General features: G+C 55.8%; 13 protein-coding genes. 2 read left to right on the top strand and 11 right to left on the bottom strand.

The features are described from left to right. Positions 1–228 precede the first annotated feature (228 nt). On the bottom strand, positions 229–1,713 hold the full coding sequence (gene putP / locus I2123_RS11785; protein WP_213050498.1) for a sodium/proline symporter PutP: 1,485 nt from the start codon (positions 1,711–1,713) through the stop codon (positions 229–231). A 536-nt stretch (positions 1,714–2,249) separates the two neighbouring features. Here putP and putA point away from each other — a divergent pair. Together putA and phoA are read left to right on the top strand one after the other, a co-directional pair. Further along, positions 2,250–6,224 carry a trifunctional transcriptional regulator/proline dehydrogenase/L-glutamate gamma-semialdehyde dehydrogenase gene (gene putA, locus I2123_RS11780; RefSeq protein ID WP_213050497.1) on the top strand — a complete coding sequence of 1,325 codons (3,975 nt, stop codon included), beginning with the start codon at positions 2,250–2,252 and terminating at the stop codon, positions 6,222–6,224. Between the two features lie 244 nt (positions 6,225–6,468). Continuing rightward, positions 6,469–7,893: an alkaline phosphatase gene (gene phoA / locus I2123_RS11775; protein ID WP_213050496.1), complete on the top strand. Its 1,425-nt coding sequence runs from the start codon at positions 6,469–6,471 to the stop codon at positions 7,891–7,893. A gap of 263 nt (positions 7,894–8,156) precedes the next feature. Here the strand turns inward: phoA and I2123_RS11770 are convergent, their stop codons facing one another. The 10 genes from I2123_RS11770 to I2123_RS11725 form a co-directional block, all read right to left on the bottom strand. Next, positions 8,157–9,047 (bottom strand): LysR family transcriptional regulator, encoded by an 891-nt coding sequence (locus I2123_RS11770; protein ID WP_112168927.1) that lies wholly within the window; start codon positions 9,045–9,047, stop codon positions 8,157–8,159. Positions 9,048–9,055: 8 nt separating this feature from the next. Further along, entirely contained in the window at positions 9,056–9,877 is an 822-nt protein-coding gene (locus I2123_RS11765; RefSeq protein WP_213050495.1) for a M55 family metallopeptidase, read from the bottom strand. Then, the gene (locus I2123_RS11760) at positions 9,874–10,959 is read right to left on the bottom strand and encodes a P1 family peptidase (protein WP_213050494.1); all 1,086 of its coding nucleotides are present in this window, start codon (positions 10,957–10,959) and stop codon (positions 9,874–9,876) included. The genes I2123_RS11765 and I2123_RS11760 overlap by 4 nt, the downstream gene beginning before the upstream one ends. Before the next feature lie 33 nt (positions 10,960–10,992). Next, positions 10,993–11,904 (bottom strand): ABC transporter permease subunit, encoded by a 912-nt coding sequence (locus I2123_RS11755; RefSeq protein WP_213050493.1) that lies wholly within the window; start codon positions 11,902–11,904, stop codon positions 10,993–10,995. Between the two features lie 9 nt (positions 11,905–11,913). After that, positions 11,914–12,834, bottom strand: coding sequence for an ABC transporter permease subunit (locus tag I2123_RS11750; RefSeq protein ID WP_112168931.1), 921 nt, complete (start codon positions 12,832–12,834; stop codon positions 11,914–11,916). 159 nt (positions 12,835–12,993) lie between these two features. Next, positions 12,994–14,538 carry a glutathione ABC transporter substrate-binding protein gene (locus tag I2123_RS11745; RefSeq protein WP_112168932.1) on the bottom strand — a complete coding sequence of 515 codons (1,545 nt, stop codon included), beginning with the start codon at positions 14,536–14,538 and terminating at the stop codon, positions 12,994–12,996. A gap of 45 nt (positions 14,539–14,583) precedes the next feature. Beyond that, positions 14,584–16,467 carry an ABC transporter ATP-binding protein gene (locus I2123_RS11740; RefSeq protein ID WP_112168933.1) on the bottom strand — a complete coding sequence of 628 codons (1,884 nt, stop codon included), beginning with the start codon at positions 16,465–16,467 and terminating at the stop codon, positions 14,584–14,586. Between the two features lie 47 nt (positions 16,468–16,514). Then, entirely contained in the window at positions 16,515–17,480 is a 966-nt protein-coding gene (gene dgcA / locus I2123_RS11735; protein ID WP_213050492.1) for an N-acetyl-D-Glu racemase DgcA, read from the bottom strand. Beyond that, complete coding sequence (gene dgcN / locus I2123_RS11730; protein ID WP_112168935.1) at positions 17,480–18,490, bottom strand: N-acetyltransferase DgcN; 1,011 nt, start codon at positions 18,488–18,490, stop codon at positions 17,480–17,482. Before dgcN ends, dgcA begins: the two co-directional genes overlap by 1 nt. Before the next feature lie 283 nt (positions 18,491–18,773). Next, on the bottom strand, positions 18,774–19,841 hold the full coding sequence (locus tag I2123_RS11725; RefSeq protein WP_112168936.1) for a porin: 1,068 nt from the start codon (positions 19,839–19,841) through the stop codon (positions 18,774–18,776). Positions 19,842–20,537: the final 696 nt, after the last annotated feature.

The raw sequence follows: 20,537 nt of genomic DNA, 5'->3' as shown, positions 1-20,537 counted from the left end.
ATTGTGCAAGCATTCTGTAAAGATAAGTAAAATCGAAACGATAGTGATTATCATTCTTGGCCAAAGAATTACAAGAGGCGGCACGCTGTTTTTTGAGCACTAAAGGGGAAATGAGCACGAAAAAATATTGCCGGTTGTTTCAGAGAAAAAGACAGGCAGGAAAGGAATTGATAACGGAGCCCTGAGGCTCCGTTAAAACTACAGTGATTTCAACGTGTCACGATGAAATCAGATAGTGTTGTATTCTGCTTCAGCCGTATTGAAGCGTTCTTCTACCGCCTTTGACGGTTTGCTTCCCATCAGGCTGACAATCCAGATAGCCAGGGAGGCGAAGAGGAATCCAGGAATGATTTCATACAGTTCGGCCCAGCCGTACTGTTTCCACAAAATCACCGTCGCCGCGCCAACGATCATCCCGGCCAGCGCGCCGTTACGGGTCATGCGTTTCCACATCACCGAGATCAGGATAACCGGTCCGAACGCTGCACCAAAGCCCGCCCACGCATAGCTTACTAAGCCCAAAACGCGGTTTTCAGGGTTTGCCGCCAGCGCAATCGCCACCAGCGCCACGACCAGCACCATCGCGCGACCAATCCACACCAGCTCACGCTGGCTGGCGCCTTTGCGTAGGAACGCTTTGTACAAGTCTTCGGTGATCGCGCTGGAACACACCAGCAGCTGGCAGCTCAGAGTACTCATCACCGCCGCCAGAATCGCCGACAGCAGAATACCGGCGATCCACGGGTTGAACAGCAACTTCGCCAGCTCGATAAACACGCGCTCGCCGTTCTGAGTCACATTACCCGCTTCGCCCGGATTATTGCTGAAGTACGCAATACCGAAGAAGCCCACTGCGATGGTGCCCGCCAGACACAGGATCATCCACGTCATGCTAATGCGACGTGCGCTGCGAATGGTGCGATGTGAATCCGCCGCCATAAAGCGCGCCAGAATGTGCGGCTGGCCAAAATAGCCCAGACCCCAGCCCAGCAGCGACAGGATCGCCACCAGATTCATGTTCTTGAACATGTCGGTGTATTCAGGGTTTTTAGCGTTAATCACCATCATTGAGGTATCAATACCGCCGACCGCGAGGATGACGATCACCGGCGTGAGGATCAGCGCAAAAATCATCAGGCTGGCCTGTACGGTATCGGTCCAGCTCACCGCGAGGAAACCACCGATAAAGGTATAAATGATGGTTGCCGCCGCACCCGCCCAAAGAGCCGTCTGGTAGGTCATGCCGAAGGTGCTTTCAAACAGGCGGGCACCGGCCACGATGCCTGAGGCGCAGTAAATGGTGAAGAACACCAGGATGACGATCGCTGAGATAATTCGCAGCAGTTTGCTCGAATCTTCAAAGCGGTGGGTGAAATAATCCGGCAGGGTCAGCGCATTGTTGTTGGCTTCGGTGTGAACGCGTAAACGCCCTGCCACCAGCTTCCAGTTCAGATACGCGCCGATGGTCAGGCCGATGGCGATCCAGCTTTCGGAAATACCGGAAATGAATATCGCTCCTGGTAAGCCCATCAGCAGCCAGCCGCTCATGTCAGAAGCACCGGCGGAAAGCGCAGTCACTACGCTGCCTAAACTGCGCCCCCCGAGAATATAGTCATCAAAGTTTTTGGTCCGTAAATACGCGATGAGGCCGATCAAAATCATCCCGAAAATATAAACACAAAACGTCACCAGCATTGGTGTGTTCATTGTCATGTCCGTCTCCACTTCTTGTTATTGGTCTTATTTATCTGCGATGCATATTCAATGCAGGCCGGCACCTGTCTGTCCTGACGCCCTTTTGTTGAAAGGCGTTCAAAATCATGCCGGGGCGAGATGATGGCTGAAACCCGCGAAGGATGCAGCATGACTCTCCATATTTTTTCTTTATACAGGCGGTTAATAGGGTTTTTATTCAAATTTCTTGTCGGGCGGATACTGGTTTAGCAAAAGGGTGAATTCAAGAGTTTTAACAATCCAGATACACAAAGTTTACTCCGCATCACACTTATCTTGTCGAAGGGTTGCACGTTGCAAACCTAAAGGTTGTACCCGACACGCCCTCAGCGAATCTGCCGTTCACCTCGGCTACCACGGCGAAATACGGTTCTTCAAATGTTAAAAATGCCAGCCAAATCACATCGGGCACACTTCCTGCATTAACAGGGTTGCACAAGGTTGCAACATAGAAGATATTGCTTGCCATAAACATAATGAAATCACCTGAACCTTTTTATATGGAGTGTTTGCGCATGGGTATGACGACGATGGGCGTGAAGCTGGACGAAGGCACACGCGAACGGCTGAAAGTGGCGGCACAGCAGATTGACCGAACACCGCACTGGCTGATTAAGCAGGCGATATTTTCCTATCTGGAACGTCTGGAAAGTGGTGATGCGCTGCCGGAAATCCCGGCGCTGAACGGCACTGCGCCTGAAAGCGCTGACGAATACACCGCACCGCTGCTACAGGAATCACATCAGCCCTTCCTGGATTTCGCCGAGCAAATTCAGCCGCAGTCCGTCAGCCGTTCTGCCATCACTGCCGCCTATCGCCGTCCGGAGCCGGAAGCGGTTTCCATGCTGCTCGAACAGGCTCGTTTACCCGCGCCGTTGAATGACGCCGCGCAAAAGCTCGCCGCCGACATTGCGACTAAGCTGCGTAACCAGAAGAGTGCAAATGGCCGCGCCGGGATGGTGCAAAGCCTGTTGCAGGAGTTCTCACTTTCCTCGCAGGAAGGCGTGGCGCTGATGTGTCTGGCCGAAGCGCTGCTGCGTATTCCCGACAAACCCACGCGCGATGCGTTAATCCGCGACAAAATCAGCAACGGCAACTGGCATTCGCACCTGGGTCGCAGCCCGTCGCTGTTCGTCAACGCCGCGACCTGGGGTTTGCTGTTTACCGGCAAACTGGTGGCGACGCACAACGAAGCCAGCCTGTCGAAATCGCTGAGCCGCATTATCGGTAAAGGCGGCGAACCGCTGATCCGCAAAGGCGTGGACATGGCGATGCGCCTGATGGGCGAGCAGTTTGTTACCGGCGAAACCATTGCCGAAGCGCTGGCTAACGCCCGCAAGCACGAAGAAAAAGGGTTCCGCTACTCCTACGACATGCTGGGTGAAGCGGCACTGACCGAGAAAGACGCGCAGGCGTATTTGCAGTCTTATCAGCAGGCTATCAACGCCATCGGTAAAGCCTCGAACGGTCGCGGCATCTATGAAGGACCGGGGATTTCCATCAAACTTTCCGCCCTACATCCGCGTTACAGCCGGGCGCAGTATGAGCGCGTAATGGAAGAACTTTATCCGCGCCTGCTGTCACTCACTTTGCTGGCGCGCAGCTATGACATCGGCATTAATATTGATGCTGAAGAAGCCGATCGTCTGGAAATTTCCCTCGATCTGCTGGAAAAACTTTGCTTTGAGCCGGAACTGGCAGGCTGGAACGGTATCGGCTTCGTCATTCAGGCGTATCAGAAACGCTGCCCGATGGTGATCGATTACCTGACCAATCTGGCACAGCGCAGCCGTCGTCGTTTGATGATCCGTCTGGTGAAAGGCGCGTACTGGGACAGCGAAATCAAACGCGCGCAGGTCGAAGGGCTGGAAGATTATCCGGTCTACACCCGCAAGGTTTACACCGACGTTTCCTATCTGGCCTGTGCCCGCAAACTGCTGGCGGTGCCGAACCTGATCTATCCGCAATTCGCTACCCACAACGCCCACACCGTGGCAGCGATTTATCAGCTGGCGGGCAACAACTATTATCCGGGTCAGTATGAATTCCAGTGCTTGCACGGCATGGGGGAACCGCTGTACGAGCAGGTTGTCGGGAAAATTGCCGAAGGCAAACTGAACCGCCCTTGCCGCATCTATGCCCCGGTCGGAACGCACGAAACGCTGCTGGCGTATCTGGTGCGACGTCTGCTTGAAAACGGCGCGAACACTTCCTTCGTGAACCGCATCGCCGACGCTACACTGCCAATTGCAGAGCTGGTCGCCGATCCTGTGCTGGCAGTTGAAGCGTTGGCCGCCAGCGAAGGACAGGTCGGATTGCCGCACCCGCGCATCGCCTTGCCACGTAATCTGTACGGCAGCAAACGCGTGAACTCCGCCGGTCTGGACATGTCAAGCGAACATCGCCTGGCTTCCCTTTCCAGCGCCCTGTTGCAAAGCGCCAGCCATCCAATCACCGCGCAACCGATGATTGATGCGCCCACGGACGACGGCGAATTCCTGCCGGTCGTCAACCCGTCTGAAAATACCGACATCGTCGGCCACGTGCGCGAAGCGACAGAAGCGGAAATCAGCCGCGCGCTGGACGCGTCCGCCGCTGCCGGCGCCATCTGGTTTGCGACGCCTCCCGAAGAGCGCGCCGCAATCTTGCAACGCGCAGCAGAATTGATGGAAGCGCAGTTGCAAAGTCTGCTTGGCGTGCTGGTGCGCGAAGCCGGAAAAACCTTTAATAACGCCATCGCCGAAGTGCGCGAAGCGGTCGATTTCCTGCATTATTATGCCGGGCAGATCCGCGAAGACTTCACCAATGACACCCACCGTCCACTCGGGCCGGTGGTGTGCATCAGCCCGTGGAACTTCCCGCTGGCGATCTTCACCGGTCAGATTGCTGCTGCACTCGCAGCCGGTAACAGCGTGCTGGCCAAACCTGCCGAACAGACGCCGCTTATCGCCGCGCTGGCCGTCGGTATTTTGCATGAAGCGGGTGTTCCGGCGGGCGTTCTGCAACTTTTGCCGGGCAAAGGCGAAACCGTCGGTTCGCAGCTGGTGAATGACGAACGCGTTCGCGGCGTACTGTTCACCGGTTCCACTGACGTAGCGGGTATTTTGCAACGTAACATTGCAGGAAGGCTGGATCCGCAGGGGCGTCCTACGCCGCTCATCGCTGAAACCGGCGGTCTGAACGCGATGATCGTGGATTCTTCTGCGCTGACCGAACAGGTGGTGATGGACGTGGTGGCTTCGGCGTTCGACAGCGCCGGTCAGCGTTGTTCCGCCCTGCGCGTGCTGTGTATTCAGGATGACGTCGCCGACCACACCTTGCAGATGTTGCGCGGTGCCATGGCCGAATGCCGGATGGGCAACCCGGAACGTCTCTCTACGGACATCGGGCCGGTTATTGACAGTGAGGCCAAAGAAGGTATTGAGAAACACATCGACGCCATGCGCGCCAAAGGCCGCACGGTATATCAGGCAACACAAACTTTCGCAGCCGACCAGAGCGAATGGGCACGCGGGACGTTCGTTAAACCCACGCTGATTGAACTCGACAGCTTCGATGAAATGAAGAAAGAGATTTTCGGCCCGGTGCTGCACGTGGTGCGTTACGCCCGTCAGGATCTGGATAAGCTGATCGGTCAGATTAATGCCGCCGGCTACGGCCTGACGCTGGGGATCCACACCCGTATCGACGAAACCATTCACCGCGTCACGCAGCAGGCGCACGTTGGCAACATGTACGTGAACCGCAATATGGTCGGCGCGGTGGTCGGCGTCCAACCGTTCGGCGGCGAAGGCCTGTCCGGCACGGGCCCGAAAGCAGGCGGTCCGCTGTACTTATACCGCCTGCTGAGCAGCCGTCCGCAATTCGCCGTTCAGCAGACCCTGTTGCGTCAGGATCGCGAACTGCCGCTGGATGCCTCGGTGCGCGAAGCACTGCTGGCACCGCACCGCGCCCTGCAACAATGGGCCACCGGGCAGAAGCAAAGTGCAGCCTTCATTGAGGTCTGCAAACGATTCGCAGAAAGCAGCCAGGGTGGCACCTTGCGCACTTTGCCGGGGCCGACCGGCGAGCGCAACACATACGCCCTGCTGCCGCGCGAACGCGTCCTGGCATTGGCCGACAATCAGGACGATGCGCTGACTCAGCTCGCCGCCGTCACCGCGACCGGTTGCCGCATTCTGTGGCCGGAAACACCGTTGCAGCGCGAGTTGTTCAATCAGCTGCCGAAAGCCGTGCAGGATCGCGTGGACTTCGCCAAAGACTGGCACAACGATGCGCCGGTTTTCGATGCGGTGATTTATCACGGTGACGCCGATCAGTTGCGTGAACTCTGCCAGCTTATCGCCAACCGCCCTGGCCCGATTGTCTCCGTACAAGGGTTCGCCCGCGGCGAAGACAATATCCTGCTCGAACGTCTGCTTCACGAGCGCTCTTTGAGCGTGAATACCGCGGCGGCAGGGGGAAATGCGAGTTTGATGACCATCGGCTGAATTTCTTACGTCCGTAGGCTGCCGCAATGGCAGCTTTGCCCCTCCTCTTCGTAGGGGAGGAGCAAACCGAGTATTGCCTTACATAGCATTGATCGCGTTCAAAAATGTTGAAAACCGTCACTACGCCCCGTGCACTCCATTCTTTGTCATAAATCCGTCATCCTCCTGATCTACCCTCCCAGTAACAAAATAACTCAAACTGTGTGTTTTTATTTCTGACGCTTCATCAAAAGGAGTTTTGACAATGCAACAACCTGTATCTCTGATCGCTCGCGCCATCGCCGCCTCTTTACTGCTTTCCGCCTCTGCAGGAGCATTTGCTGCTGAAGATAACGCCTTGTCCGATCGCGCCGCTAAAGGTGTGATAACTGAACAAGGTGGCGCTCGCCGTCTGAGCGGTGACCAGACAGCCGCGCTGAAAGCATCGCTCTCTGACAAAACGGTTAAGAACGTGATCCTGCTGATCGGCGATGGTATGGGTGATTCCGAAATTACCTCCGCGCGAAATTATGCAGAAGGCGCGGGCGGCTATTTCAAAGGCATCGACGCCCTGCCGCTGACCGGCCAATACACGCATTATTCTCTTGATAAAAAAACGCAAAAACCTAACTACGTTACCGATTCCGCTGCGTCCGCTACCGCCTGGACCACCGGCGTGAAAAGCTATAACGGCGCAATCGGCGTGGATGTGAACGGTAAAGATCACCAGACAATCCTCGAAATCGCCAAAGCGGCGGGGAAAGCCACCGGCAACGTTTCTACCGCAGAGTTACAGGATGCAACGCCCGCTGCACAAATCGCGCACGTGACGTCGCGTAAATGCTACGGCCCGGAAGAAACCTCAGAGAAATGTGCCACCAATGCGCTGGAAAACGGCGGACGCGGCTCAATCACCGAACAGTTGCTGCACGCCCGCGCCGATGTCACGCTCGGCGGCGGCAGAAAATCATTCAGCCAGCTGGCGAAAAGCGGCGAGTTCACGGGGAAATCTCTGAAAGATCAGGCGCTGGCGCAGGGTTATGAGTGGATCGAAAACGCCGACAAGCTCGCTGCTATTACCCAGGCCGGTCAGCAAAAACCGCTGCTGGGTCTGTTCTCCGAAGGCAACATGCCGGTGCGCTGGCAGGGTCCGAAAGCCTCTTATCACGGCAACATTGATAAACCCGCCGTCACCTGTGAAGCCAACCCGCAGCGCACCGCGGATATCCCGACGCTGGCCGTAATGACAGAAAAAGCCATCGACCTGCTGAAGACCAATGAAAAAGGCTTCTTCCTGCAGGTGGAAGGCGCATCAATTGATAAGCAGGATCACGCTGCTAATCCATGCGGACAGTTCGGTGAAACGGTCGACCTGGATGAAGCGGTTCAGAAAGCGCTGGAGTTCGCCCGCAAAGACGGCAACACGCTGGTGATTGTCACCGCCGACCATGCACATTCCAGCCAAATCATCGAAGCCGACGCCAAAGCTCCCGGCCTGACGCAGACGCTGACCACCAAAGATGGCGCACCAATGACCATCAGTTACGGTAACTCAGAGGATGACTCCCAGGGCCACACCGGAACCCAGTTGCGGATTGCAGCGTTTGGGCCACACGCGGCGAATGTGGTGGGTCTGACAGATCAGACTGATCTTTTCTTTACGATGAAAGGGGCAATGGGGATCGAATAGTTTTTAGTGCAGCGGGCGGCTATAAGGCGGCTGTTTGTCTCTGACCGAGAATATTTACGGGTTTGCTTTGCTCCTCCCCCTGCGAAGGGGGAGGCCGGGAGGGGGTATAACACGCCATGAATTTGCCGGAGAAAACGTGAACTTATTGATTTGGCATCATACCCCACCCCAACCCTCTCCTTCGCAGGGGAGGGATCTGTCTGTGTACTGTTTTACGTAGCCCGTGGGTAGCAACACTCGACCTTGAATTTGATTTTGATTTTTTAACCGCCCCCCTCCCCCAATGCCCATAATTTGCGCCTTATCAGCTGCTTAAGCTTCAGCGCCGCCTGAGATACCGGCTGGTCGCGCCTGTTCAGCAAAATCACCTCAAAGGGTAACGGCTCGATGACCTCACAAATTTTCAGCTGATCGACATACCGCTGGGCGGTAAACGTATCGACCACCCCGACGCCGCCGCCGGCCAGCACCATGTCGGCGATGACAGAGTAGGTTTTGATGTGCAATGAAGACTGCGGCGTCAGGCCGTTTTCGCGCAAGACGCGGTTAAGTACCAGACCCAGCGGATCCTGCTGCTGTAGCATCATCAGATCATTTTCACATAGCCACGCCAGCGATACCGGCCCTTCAACCTCGGAATCCTTCGGCAACAGCGCGACCATGTTGCCTTGATAGATGGACTCCGAAACCAGCTCCTGCGTGGCAGGCTCGCCGAAGGCCAGTGCGAAATCCATTTTGTATTGCAGCAAATCCTGACTCAGCGTGTTGAAGTGTCCGGTCACCAGTTCGACGCTGCCGCCGGGGGTCTGACGGCGGAAATCTACCAGCACCGGCGCCATCACGCTGTGACCCAGGGCGTGAGCAGAACCGATGCGCACATGCTGACCTTCGCCCTGACGCAGCTGCTCCGCCAGCGCACCGATCGCCTGAATATGGCTGAACAACGCCTCGACTTCCGGCATCAACCTGCGCCCTTCCGGCGTCACGATCAACCCCTGCGGCGTACGGTCAAACAGCGTGAACCCCAGCTGCTGCTCGGCGTGATTCAGAACGCGGCTGACGTTCGGTTGCGACACATTCAGCAAGCGCGCCGCGCCGCTGACGCTGCCCGCCTGCAAAACCGCCTGAAACACTTCAATGTGACGTAAGCGCATGTGTTGCCTTATTTCTGAGTCGTTGCCAGATAGGAAAATGCACTCAGCAGGCTGATGATATTGGCCACGTTCGGGCTGTGATAGCCGACGGTGACGGCATCCAGCCGCTCGACGCCAGGGATCAGGCAGAACAAATCGGCCAGCACCGGCCTGGCGGTCATCAGTTCGAGATGATACGGCGGGCTGAATCTTCCGGCGGTGATCGGTGCGGGTTTGCTGACCGCCAGCGTGGCGTGTTTACGGATTTTCGCGCGGGCGATTGCCGGGCTGTCGGATTCGGCAGCGTTGGCGGAAATCGCGCGTTTGACGCAGACGTACTGAGATTCAGGATAATGGCGACGGATCCAGGTTTCGAGATGATCATCGCCGGTCACCAGCCATAGCGGGACGTTCAGCTCGGCACCGGCGGCCGCGTACAAATCGCTTTCGCCCACTACGTTACCGTTGAGTTTGACGCGGTAGAAAGCGCGGCCATTAATGGTATGCGCCAGCACGCCATTTTCACCCGCGGCAGTGTGGAAACCGACGAACATCAGGCCGTCGTACTGCTGTTGCTGCAAACCTTCAACCATCGAGAGGCCGCGCGGTTTTCCCTGCACCAGACGGGCGCGCGGATCGATTTTGTCGGCGCGCAGGTTTTGCATCATCGCATGGCTGTCGGCTACCGTGACTTCCGTCGCGCCACCGGCGAACGCGCCGTCAATCGCCGCGTTCACTTCCTGTTCCATCAGTGCCCGCGCGGCATCGTAATCGGCATTGCCGGGGCTGCATTGTTCAGGACGCATCACGCCCGCAATACCTTCGATGTCAGCAGAGATAAAAATTTTCATGATTCGTTCCCTTTTAAATTGGCAAGGCTGTCAAGGACTTCACTCAGCCCCAGCCGGAAATGTCCGTCGAAGCCGCAGACGGTTTCGGCGCTGAGCATCGCGTCAATGACCGCGTGCTCGGTGGCGTCCGCGGCCAGCGCCAGTAAAGGCTCGAGCTTGTCATCGGTCAACGTGACACCGTCACGCTGCGTGGAGAATGCCAGCGCGATATCGCCGGAACCATGCCCCCAGTAGCTGCCCAGACGCCCGATCCCGGCACCGGCGCGTTTGGCAATGCGGCCTAGCTGGCGACTGTCGAGATAACGATCGCAGGCCAAAATGATGATGACTGAACCGGCATCGACCTGCGGCGCGATATTTGGCAACACTTCGGCGATAGCATCACCGGCGCGCACGCCGTCGAGCGTAAGTTCAGAGAGTTTACCGAAGTTCGCCAGCACCAGTATGCCGAGCGTGGCATTGAGTTCTTCGCACCAGCGCGACGCCGTGCCGATACCGCCTTTCAGACCGAAGCTGCTCATGCCGCGCCCTGCTCCCACGCTGCCACGGGTGAAGGTGCTTGTCGCGCCGTCGAGTGCGGTGAGTGCATCATCTTCGCTCACCGCCATGGCCTGAATATCGTTGAGCCAGAAGTCGTTACATTCGAGGATCAGCGGGTTGATGGTGGCATCGGGGCGACCCATCTGCGGGAACTGCTGACAGCTGCGTTTTATCATCGCGTTGAACAACGCACCGGTGGCGAAGGTGTTACTGAGCAGAATCGGGGTTTGCAGCTCGCCCAACTCCATCACCTGAATCAGCCCCATCGGTTTGGCAAAGCCGTTGAGCACCGCTACGCCGCACGGTAAAGGCTGCTGATAGAGATTATCGCCGGGCGGCACGACAGCAGTAACGCCGGTCTGGACGTCCCCCGCCGCCAGCGTGCTGTGGCCGACGGTGACACCGGTGACGTCCGTTATTGCGTTAGTCGCCCCGCACGGAAAGCGCGGGCGAAAGATCTGACGCGTCGTGCGCCAGCGTTGTAGCAGCGCGGCCAGTGCCTGCTGCGTAAATTCATCGGGTTCTGGGTATTGCGGATGCATCTCTCTTCCATTTCAGCGAGTTAAGTCATCAGGCTATTTCTTCAGTTTAGGATCCAACGTGTCGCGCAGCGCGTCGCCAAGTAAATTAAATGCCAAAACCGTGAGGAATATCGCCAGCCCCGGAAAAACACTGACGTTCCATTTGCCCGCCATCATCATATTACGGCTCATTGCCAGAATGTTGCCCCACTCAGGGACGTCCGGTTCCGGGCCGAGACCGATAAAACTCAGGCTGGCGGCGGTCAGAATACTGGTGCCGATGCGCATGGTGAAATAGACGATCACGTTCGACAATGTGCCCGGCAGGATGTGGCGCAATATCACCACGCGGTCCGGCGCGCCGACACAACGCACGGCCTCCACGTAGGCACTTTGTTTGATGGAAAGCGTTGCGGCGCGCACGATGCGGGCGAACACTGGCACGCTGAACACGGCGACGGCGATAATCACGTTGTTCAGACCGGGGCCGAGGATCGCCACCACCGCAATCGCCAGCAACATGCCGGGAAATGCGAACAATACGTCTGAACCGCGCATGATCAACATATCCAGCCATTTGCCGTAATAGCCCGCCAGCAGACCAAGCAGCACACCGGCAATCATACCGAGCGTGACCGAAAAAATACCGACGTACAAAGAAATCCGTGCGCCAAAGATGATGCGGCTGAGCACGTCACGGCCTAAGTCATCGGTGCCAAACCAGTGTTCTGCCGTCGGGCCGACGCCGAGCGCCATCCAGTCAGGCGTCATTGGGTCATAAGGCGCCAGCCAGGGTGCGAACACCGCCACCAGAACCAGCAGCAGAATAAAACCGCCGGAAACCAGCGCCATCGGGTGGCGCAAAAACGTGTGGAAAAAGTCATACCACGGCGAACGGATATCGTCGTTGTGCGCGGCAACCGCAGCCGGTTGGGTTTCTCCCAGTGGAGAGACGGGGTCGGTCATGTGCAGCTCCTAGCGCAGGCGGATAGCCGGATTGACGACGGCATAAAGCATGTCAACCAGCAGATTAATCAGAATAAATTCGAACACGAACAGCATCACAAGTGCCTGAATCACCGGCTGATCCTGCGTCTTGATCGACTCGATCAACAACCAGCCCAGCCCCGGCCAGCTGAACACGCTTTCGACAATAATCGAACCGCCAAGCAGGAAGCCAAACTGCAGGCCCAGCATGGTGATGATGGGGATCAGCGCGTTGCGCATGATGTGTTTCCAGGTCACCAGCCGGGCGCGTAATCCTTTGGCTTTGGCGGTGCGCACATAGTCTTCCTGCGCGACGTCGAGAAACGCCGAGCGGGTAAAGCGCGCCATTACGGCCGCTACCGAGGAACCGAGGGTGATCGCTGGCAAAATGATGTCGGTCGGCTGATTGAATCCACTGACCGCAAACAGCCCGAACGGCATGGCGACAAACTGAATCAACAGCAGTCCGAGCCAGAACGGCGGCATGGAAATTCCGCCGACCGCCATGCTCATCAGCGTCCAGTCCTGCCATTTTCCGCGTTTGAGCGCCGACACGACGCCAATCACCAGCCCCAGCACCACCGACCAGGCGAAACCGGCCAGCGCCAGCAAAAGCGTCGGCATAAATCCACTTTCGATCACGCCTGATACCGGCTGACGCGTGCGATAAGTCGTCCCCAGATCGCCATGCACCATGCCATTGAGCCAGTGCCAGTACTGCGCGGGCAGCGGATCGTTAAGGCCAAGCAGTTCCCGCGCTGACTCAACCGCCTCAATCGGCGCATCCTGTCCGGCGTAAATACGCGCAGGGTCACCCGGCAGCAGCTTGATAAAGCCAAAGACCAGCAAAGAGACCACCAGTAAAACCGGGATCATCTCCAGTATCCGGCGGATAAAATAGGTCAGCATAGATGTGTTTCCCTGAACCTGAATATTAATGACGGTGTGCTCCTCCCCCTAAGCTGAAGGAGGAAGCAGACCGGAACACGCGTTGGTTTTGCCCTTTGCTCCTCCCCCTTCGCAGGGGGGGAGCCGACCAAAATCTGCTTAACCTCCGGGAGCAAAAAATTATTTAAACTGTGCCTGATTAAAAATCAGCGATCCGTCCGCCAGCATGTAGACACCGGTCAGGTCTTTGCTCTTACCGACCAGGTTATCCGGCACACCCAGGAAGGCGACCGGGGCATCGGCCCACAGCAGTTTCTGTGCATCGGCATAAGCGGCTTTACGTTTTTCGATATCAGCCGTTTGCAGACCGGCGGTAATGGCCGCATCGACCTGTTTGTTGCTGTAGTAGGAAACGTTGTAAGCCGACGGGATCCAGGATTCGGTCGCAAACAGCGGACGCAGCGCCCAGTCGGCGTCGCCGGTGGAGGCTGACCATGCGCCATAGTACATTTCGACTTTGGCATCAGCCGGTTTCGGCGTGCTCCACAGACGCTGGTTGAGCGTACCGGAATCCATCGGCACCAGTTTGACGCGCACGCCGATCAACGACAGCTGCTGTTTCAGGAATTGCGCGCTGCGGATGCGGTCGGTTTTGTTCGAGCTCCACATTTCCACGTCGAAGCCCTTCTCGTATCCGGCTTCTTTCATCAGCTCTTTCGCTTTGGCAATGTTGTAGCTGTAATCCGGCGTGGATTGCTTCTGGTAGAACTGAACGTTTTTCGGCAGTGGCGACGTGGAAGGTGAACCCATCCCGGCGAAACCGACTTTCAGCCACAGATTGCGATCCACGGCGTAGTTGATCGCCTGTCGGACACGCACGTCTGAGAACTCTTTTTTCTGGGTGTTAAAGGCGATGTAATACAGATAGATGCCCGGATTTTGCGAAATATCCAGCTTAGGATCGCTCTTCACGGTATCAACCAGATCAGACGGCAGCGGATAAACCGCTTCTACGCCGCCGGATTTCAGTTTCGCGACCTGTGTGGAATCTTCCGGCGTCGGGTACAGCGTCACAGAATCGACTTTCGGCCAGCCTTTCTGCCAGTAGTTGTCGAACTTCACCAGCCTGACGTCTTTGCCCTGCTGCCATTCGACAAACTTGAACGGACCGGTACCGACCGGATGTACGCTCAGATCCTGCTCGTTCGGATACTGTTTTAACGAGGCCGGGCTGTGCATGACCGCAGAAGGGTGCGCCAGCGTGTTGATCATCGCGCCGAACGGTTTGTTCAGAGTGATTTTGACCTGATACGGCGTCAGCACGTCCACGGATTTGATCATGCTGAACAGCGAATTACGCTTGAGTTTATTGGCCGGATTGGCCAGACGGTCGAGGTTGATTTTTACCGCCGCGGCGTTGAACGGCGTGCCGTCCTGGAAAGTCACATCGTGGCGCAGATTGATGGTGAATTCAGTCGCGTCGGCATTGCTGGTGTAATCGGTCGCCAGCACCGGTATCACCGCCATTTTGCTGTCGAACTGGAATAAGCGTTCAAAGATGCCGCTCTGAATGGAATAACTCAGGGTATCGGTGGTGTCGTGCGGGTCGAAACCGGTCACATCGGCATACATGGAAATGCGCAGGTCTTTGGCCTGTGCCGAAGCGGCGAAACAGAGCGCCAGACCGGCCGCGATAAGGCTTTTACGTAGTAACGTCGAGTGCATAGTATTCCCCTGTGTATTCAAATAATTAACGTAGTGATAAATGACCTAGACAGACACCCAGTGGTGCGGAGCGACCTGACTGTATTTGATTTTTTCTATCTGTACCCCGACCGGATGCACCGGCGATTTCACTTCCGCATCGTCGAAATTACGTAACACACGGCGGGCAGGATCCGCGACCGGCACGGAGCTGAGCAGGCGTCGGGTATAAGGATGCTGCGGGTTGCTGAACACCGAATCTCGCGGGCCAATTTCCACGATCTGCCCGCTGTACATCACCGCCACGCGGTTGGCGATACGTTCCACCACCGCCATGTCGTGCGAGATAAACAGCCACGCGACGCCGGTATCGCGCTGTAAATCCATCATCAGATTCACCACCTGCGCCTGAACCGATACATCCAGCGCGGAAACTGCTTCGTCGGCGATAATGACCTGCGGCTGCAATGCCATCGCACGCGCAATCGCAATGCGCTGGCGCTGACCGCCGGAGAATTCGTGGGGATAACGGCGGGCAAAGGACGGATCCAATCCGACACTTTTCAGCAGCTGGTTAACGGTCGGCGTGGCGTCGGCCAGCGACTTTTTCAGGCCGTGAAGTAATAACGGTTCGGCAATGGAAAAACCGACGGTTAGTCGCGGATTCAGCGAAGCATAGGGATCCTGAAACACCATCTGGATCTGACGGCGCACTCCCTGAAAAGGCGTATCGCGCATCAGCGTAATTTCTTTGCCTTTCAGGTGAATGCTTTCGGATTCGCTGCCGACCAGCCGCAAAATCGCCCGGCCAGTGGTGGATTTGCCACAACCGCTCTCGCCTACCAGCGCCAGCGTTTCTCCCGGCCAGATGGAAAAATCGATCTGCTCGACGGCATGAACTTCTTTGGTGATGCGGGAAAGCACGCCGGAGCGGATCGGGTAACAAACCCGCAGCCCGCGTACGTCGAGCAGCGGAGGTGCATCGTAATTCGCGGTCTTTTGATCGTCATCAGGCAACAAAATGTGAGCTTTATCACCTGCAACCGATTGCTTTTCTGCGCCATTTTTTGGCGTCATGGCGGCACCGGCCTGAGTGCTCAGCAGCGGGAAACGGCGCGGCCACTTCAGCCCCTGCATATCGCCCAGTTTCGGTACTGCCGCCAGCAATGCGCGGGTATAAGGATGCTGCGCGTGGGCAAAAATATCGGTCACGCTGCCCTGTTCCACCACCTTGCCCTGATACATCACCACCACGCGGTCGGCGATTTCCGCTACTACACCCATATCGTGCGTGATAAACAGCACTGACATGTCGGTGCCCTTTTGCAGATCACGCAGGATTTGCAGAATGCGCGCCTGCACCGTGACGTCCAGCGCAGTGGTCGGCTCGTCGGCGATTAACAGCGCCGGGTCGCAGGCCAGCGCCTGCGCTATCATCACACGCTGACGCATCCCGCCGGAAAGCTCGTGCGGATAACATTTAAGAATGCGTTCGACGTCCGGAATGCGCACCTGTATCAGCAGTTCGCGGGCTTTGATCAACGCATTGGCTTTGGTCGCCATGCCGTGATCGAGCAGCCCTTCGGTGAGCTGATCGCCTACGCGCAGCACCGGATTGAGGGAGGTCATCGGCTCCTGAAAAATCATCGACATTTCCTGGCCGCGCAGTTTGCGACGCGCCTCTGCCGACAGCGAATTCAGCGTATGCCGTGCGCCGTTGCGACCGAAGAAATCAATACTGCCCGCATCGATGTGTGCGGAATCGGGCAGCAATCCCATCACGCTCAGTGACGTAACGGACTTGCCGGAGCCGCTTTCCCCGACCACCGCCACCACTTCACCTTTATTAATAGAGAAGGAAACGCCTTTCAGCGCCTGAGTTTTGCCCTGCCGCCCGGAGAACGTCACCGATAAATCGTTAATCTGTAAGATGGGTACGGGCTCATTCATCAAAAAGCGTCTCCTTTATTGAGGTCAGTAATGTGTGATTTGGGCGATTACACCCAGACTTCGCCGTGCTCATAGCGCAACGCGGGTTCAGCGTCCTGCGCCAGCCAGATCGGGCCATCGAGGTCGACACGTTCCGCCTGCACTGCCACCGGCAATGCCGCTTCCATCGCAATCGACGAACCGAGCATGCAGCCGACCATAATGCGCAGACCGAGCCGTCTCGCTTCGGCGGTCATCGCCAGCGCTTCGGTCAGTCCGCCGCACTTATCGAGCTTGATGTTGATCATCTCGTAGCGGTCAGTCAGCCCGGCGATATCGGCGCGTTCATGACAGCTTTCATCAGCGCAGACAGGAACAGGATGCAAACAACGCACCAGGTCTTTGTCATTCCCGGCGGGAAGCGGTTGTTCGATCATCGCCACGTTGAATTCGTGCAGCGCGTGAAACAGGCTTTCGAGATCCAGTCCGAGCCAGGATTCGTTGGCATCGACCACCAGCGTTGCACGCGGCGCGGCAGCGCGGATCGCCGCCACTTTCTCAATAATCTGGTCACGGTTAAGTTTGATTTTCAGCAGTTTTGCCCCGCCCGCTACCGCCACTTCTGCTGCCTTCGCCATGTTTTCCAGCGAATCCAGACTGAGCGTTTCTGCGGTAATAACGGACACCGGCGCTGACATATCAAGCAGTTGCCACACAGTCTTGCCCTGTTTTGCCGCATCGAGATGCCACATTGCACAATCGAGGGCATTGCGCGCCGAACCGATCGGTAAGGCCAGTTGCAGCGCGTCGCGGTTCATACCGGCCTCCACCTGCGGGCGGATCAGTTCGAGCTGTTCGCACACACTTTCCGGCGATTCCTGATAATGCGCGGTCGGCGTACATTCGCCGGTCGCCGTAAACTCGCCGTCGGTCAGGGTCACGCGCACCACCGTCACGGCGGTGCGCGTGCCGCGTGAAATCGCAAAAGGCCTCGCCAGCGGCAGTTCGACGGCGCCGAAACTCATCTGCATCATCAGCCGTTGTCCTTGATCCATTGCGCGATGTTTTTAATGCCAAAACGCACCGGGTCGGTGGCGGGCACGCCGAACTCTTCGCTGATTTGTGCCAGCGCCGCTTTGGCTTCTTCTTCACTCACGCCAGAGGTATTGAGGGAGAAACCGGCGATTTTAACGTCGGGGCTGGTCAGGCTGGCCGCGGCCAGATTGGTATCGAGGCACTGGCGCAGCGTCGGCATAAACTGATGCGGCAGATGGCGCATATGCGGGCGGCCAAGCTCATGACACATCACCAGTAAATGCGCCTGCGCGCCGTGGATCAGGCCCATGCTGACACCGGCGAAAGACGGATGGTAAAGCGAGCCCTGGCCTTCGATGATGTCCCAGTGGTCGTCGTCGTTGGCAGGCGCGAGCAGCTCCACCGCGCCGGAGATAAAGTCGGCAATCACCGCATCAATCGCAATACCCGCACCGGCGACCAGCACGCCGGTCTGGCCGGTAGCGCGAAAATCAGCTTTGAGATCCAGATCCGTCATGGCCGCTTCCAGCGCCAGCGAGGTATACATTTTACCGACCGAGCAGTCGGTGCCGACGGTCAGAATGCGTTTGCCGCTGCGCTTAATGCCGGTACCGGTATCGAGCTCCGGGCGCATATGACGCACGTCGAACAGTTGCACGTTGTGTTCGGCGGCCAGTTCAACCAGCTCAGGGATATCATTCAGCCCCTGATGCAACCCGTTGGCCACATTCAGCCCGGCGCGGATGGCGGTTTTGATGGAATCGATCCAGTGCTTTGGCAGTTTGCCGCCTGAATTGGCGGTGCCCAGCACCATGGTTTTTGCGCCCTGCGCTTTCGCCGTTGGAATATCCAGATCTGGTAAGCCGAGTGAGACAGAGTCCGTCGCCAGACGAATCTGCCCGACGCAAGATTCAGGGCGCCAGACGTAAATCCCGCGCGCCGTTTTGGCTGCCAGCGGATCCATTACATCGCCGAGGAATAACAGGTACGGCATCGGTATTTGCTGCATGTCAGTTTCTCCGTAAAGGTTTTTTAGAATGCGTTGTTGTAATGCGTACGCAGACTATTCCATGCGAAGTTCCGGCTGACGAATACTTGTTTAATGAGGGGGTATAACCTGAGGCTATAGGTTTAGTTTATTGAATTTATTGTGGTTATTTGAGGAGTGTAGACAGGAGGCACGGACGGCAGAGGGCTGAATAACAGGCATAAAAAAAGGCAGAGCCAATGAACTCTGCCTTTGCGATTACCTTTTTCAGACACAGAATGGGGTAATAATTTCGTACACTAACTTAGAAGCGGTAAGTCAGCGCTACAGCAACAATGTCGTCAGAGCTCACGCCCAGTTTGTTGTTGTCGTCGATCTGGTTGATCATGTAGTCAACATAGGTGTACATGTTTTTGTTGAAGTAGTAAGTCGCGCCGATTTCGAAGTATTTAACCAGGTCAGCATCGCCCACGCCTTCAACATCTTTCGCTTTGGACTGCACGTAACCGATTGACGGACGCAGACCATTTTCGAACTGGTACTGTGCAACTAACTCATAACCCTGAGTTTTGTTAGCGAAGCCGCCCGGGATTGACGCCAGGTTGCGGGTTTCGTTATACATTGCAGAGAGATAAATCTGGTTTGCATCATATTTCAGAGCTGTTGCCCATGCTGACGCTTTGTCGCCGCCGCCGATAGCGGAGTTGGCTTGTGCGTTAGTACGGTCAGAAGAAGAACCTGCGATAACCGCACCGATGCCGGAACCTGCGATATCTTCATAATCGATGGATGCGCCGTAACCGTCGCCGTTCGCTTTGTTTGAAGCGCGGCCGTCGTTTTCGTTTTTACCCTGATACTGCAAGGCAACGTTCAGACCAGTGACCAGACCGAAGAAGTCCTGGTTACGGTAAGTGGCCAGACCGTTAGAACGGCCAACCATGAAGTTATCGGAGTTAGCGGTATCACCACCAAACTCTGGCAGCATATCGGTGAAGCCCAGTGCGTCATACACAACACCGTAGTTGCGGCCGTAATCGATAGAACCGAAATCTTTCACTTTCAGACCCGCAAAGCCCAGACGGGTTTTATTGCCCAGGTCGCCCTGAGATTCAGCGTGGTTAGCCTGAATGTTGTATTCCCACTGGCCATAACCGGTCAGTGTGTCGTTAATTTGAGTTTCGCCTTTGAAGCCCAGACGTGCATAGGTGTAATCGCCGTCAGAACCGGTGTCATCGGAGAAATAATGCTTGGCAGTCACGCGACCGTAGAGGTCCAGTTTATTACCGTCTTTATTATAAATCTCGGCTGCATTTGCGGTAGAACCCACTGCAATTAAAGAGACCGCTAAGGCCAGCACACTGCGCTTCATCATTATTTAAATTTCCTTGATTTTTTTATAAAGGATTTCTCATGTCCGCTTTCTTTTATATGACGGGAATATAGGACTATGAGTATTTGTACATGTTTTTAAATGCGTCTGTCTGTAAAACGACTTGAACCTTAACACTGCGCACAAAAAGTTAAAATGGAAAAGTTCGGCGTTCTGAGTCTTTTTTGCGTAAAGAGATGTAACGTAATGTTTCAATCATAAGCCGCTAAACCACTGATTATATGCGGTTTTCGCATAACGTTTTGCACCAATATGATGCAACGCTTTAGTTTGGTGCAAAATGCGTTGCGATTTGTAAAGTAGTTGCAAGCCAGATCACCATTCTCCAACGATTATTTCCGTTAACAATCGTTAAGGAATTATCTGAAAAATGCCCCTCTGTTGCCTTTTAATAGTGCATAGCAGGGTAATTATTTTCATGTTAACTTCCTTATCTAATAAATAGAAAAAGCGGTCATAAGATTTTTGTACTACGCAATTTCATTGCTCTTAGGATTTTTAATAAAGCTACTGATTAAAATAAAGGCAGATTAAAGATAAATATAATTACGCAGGTGATTAAATTGAACGAAATTGGACTTTTCCTTTCGCCCGAGTTGCGCTTTTTTTATTCAAAACGGGCTTTGGTTAAACAGGAAGAATTAAAAGAGAGATAACTTTTGCAGGGAGACTGACAGA

The organism is Rahnella inusitata (assembly GCF_018288855.1).
Taxonomy (GTDB): Bacteria; Pseudomonadota; Gammaproteobacteria; order Enterobacterales; family Enterobacteriaceae; genus Rahnella; species Rahnella inusitata.
Note: the sequence above shows the minus strand (reverse complement) of the source record. Positions and strands in the feature narration are given on the sequence as shown.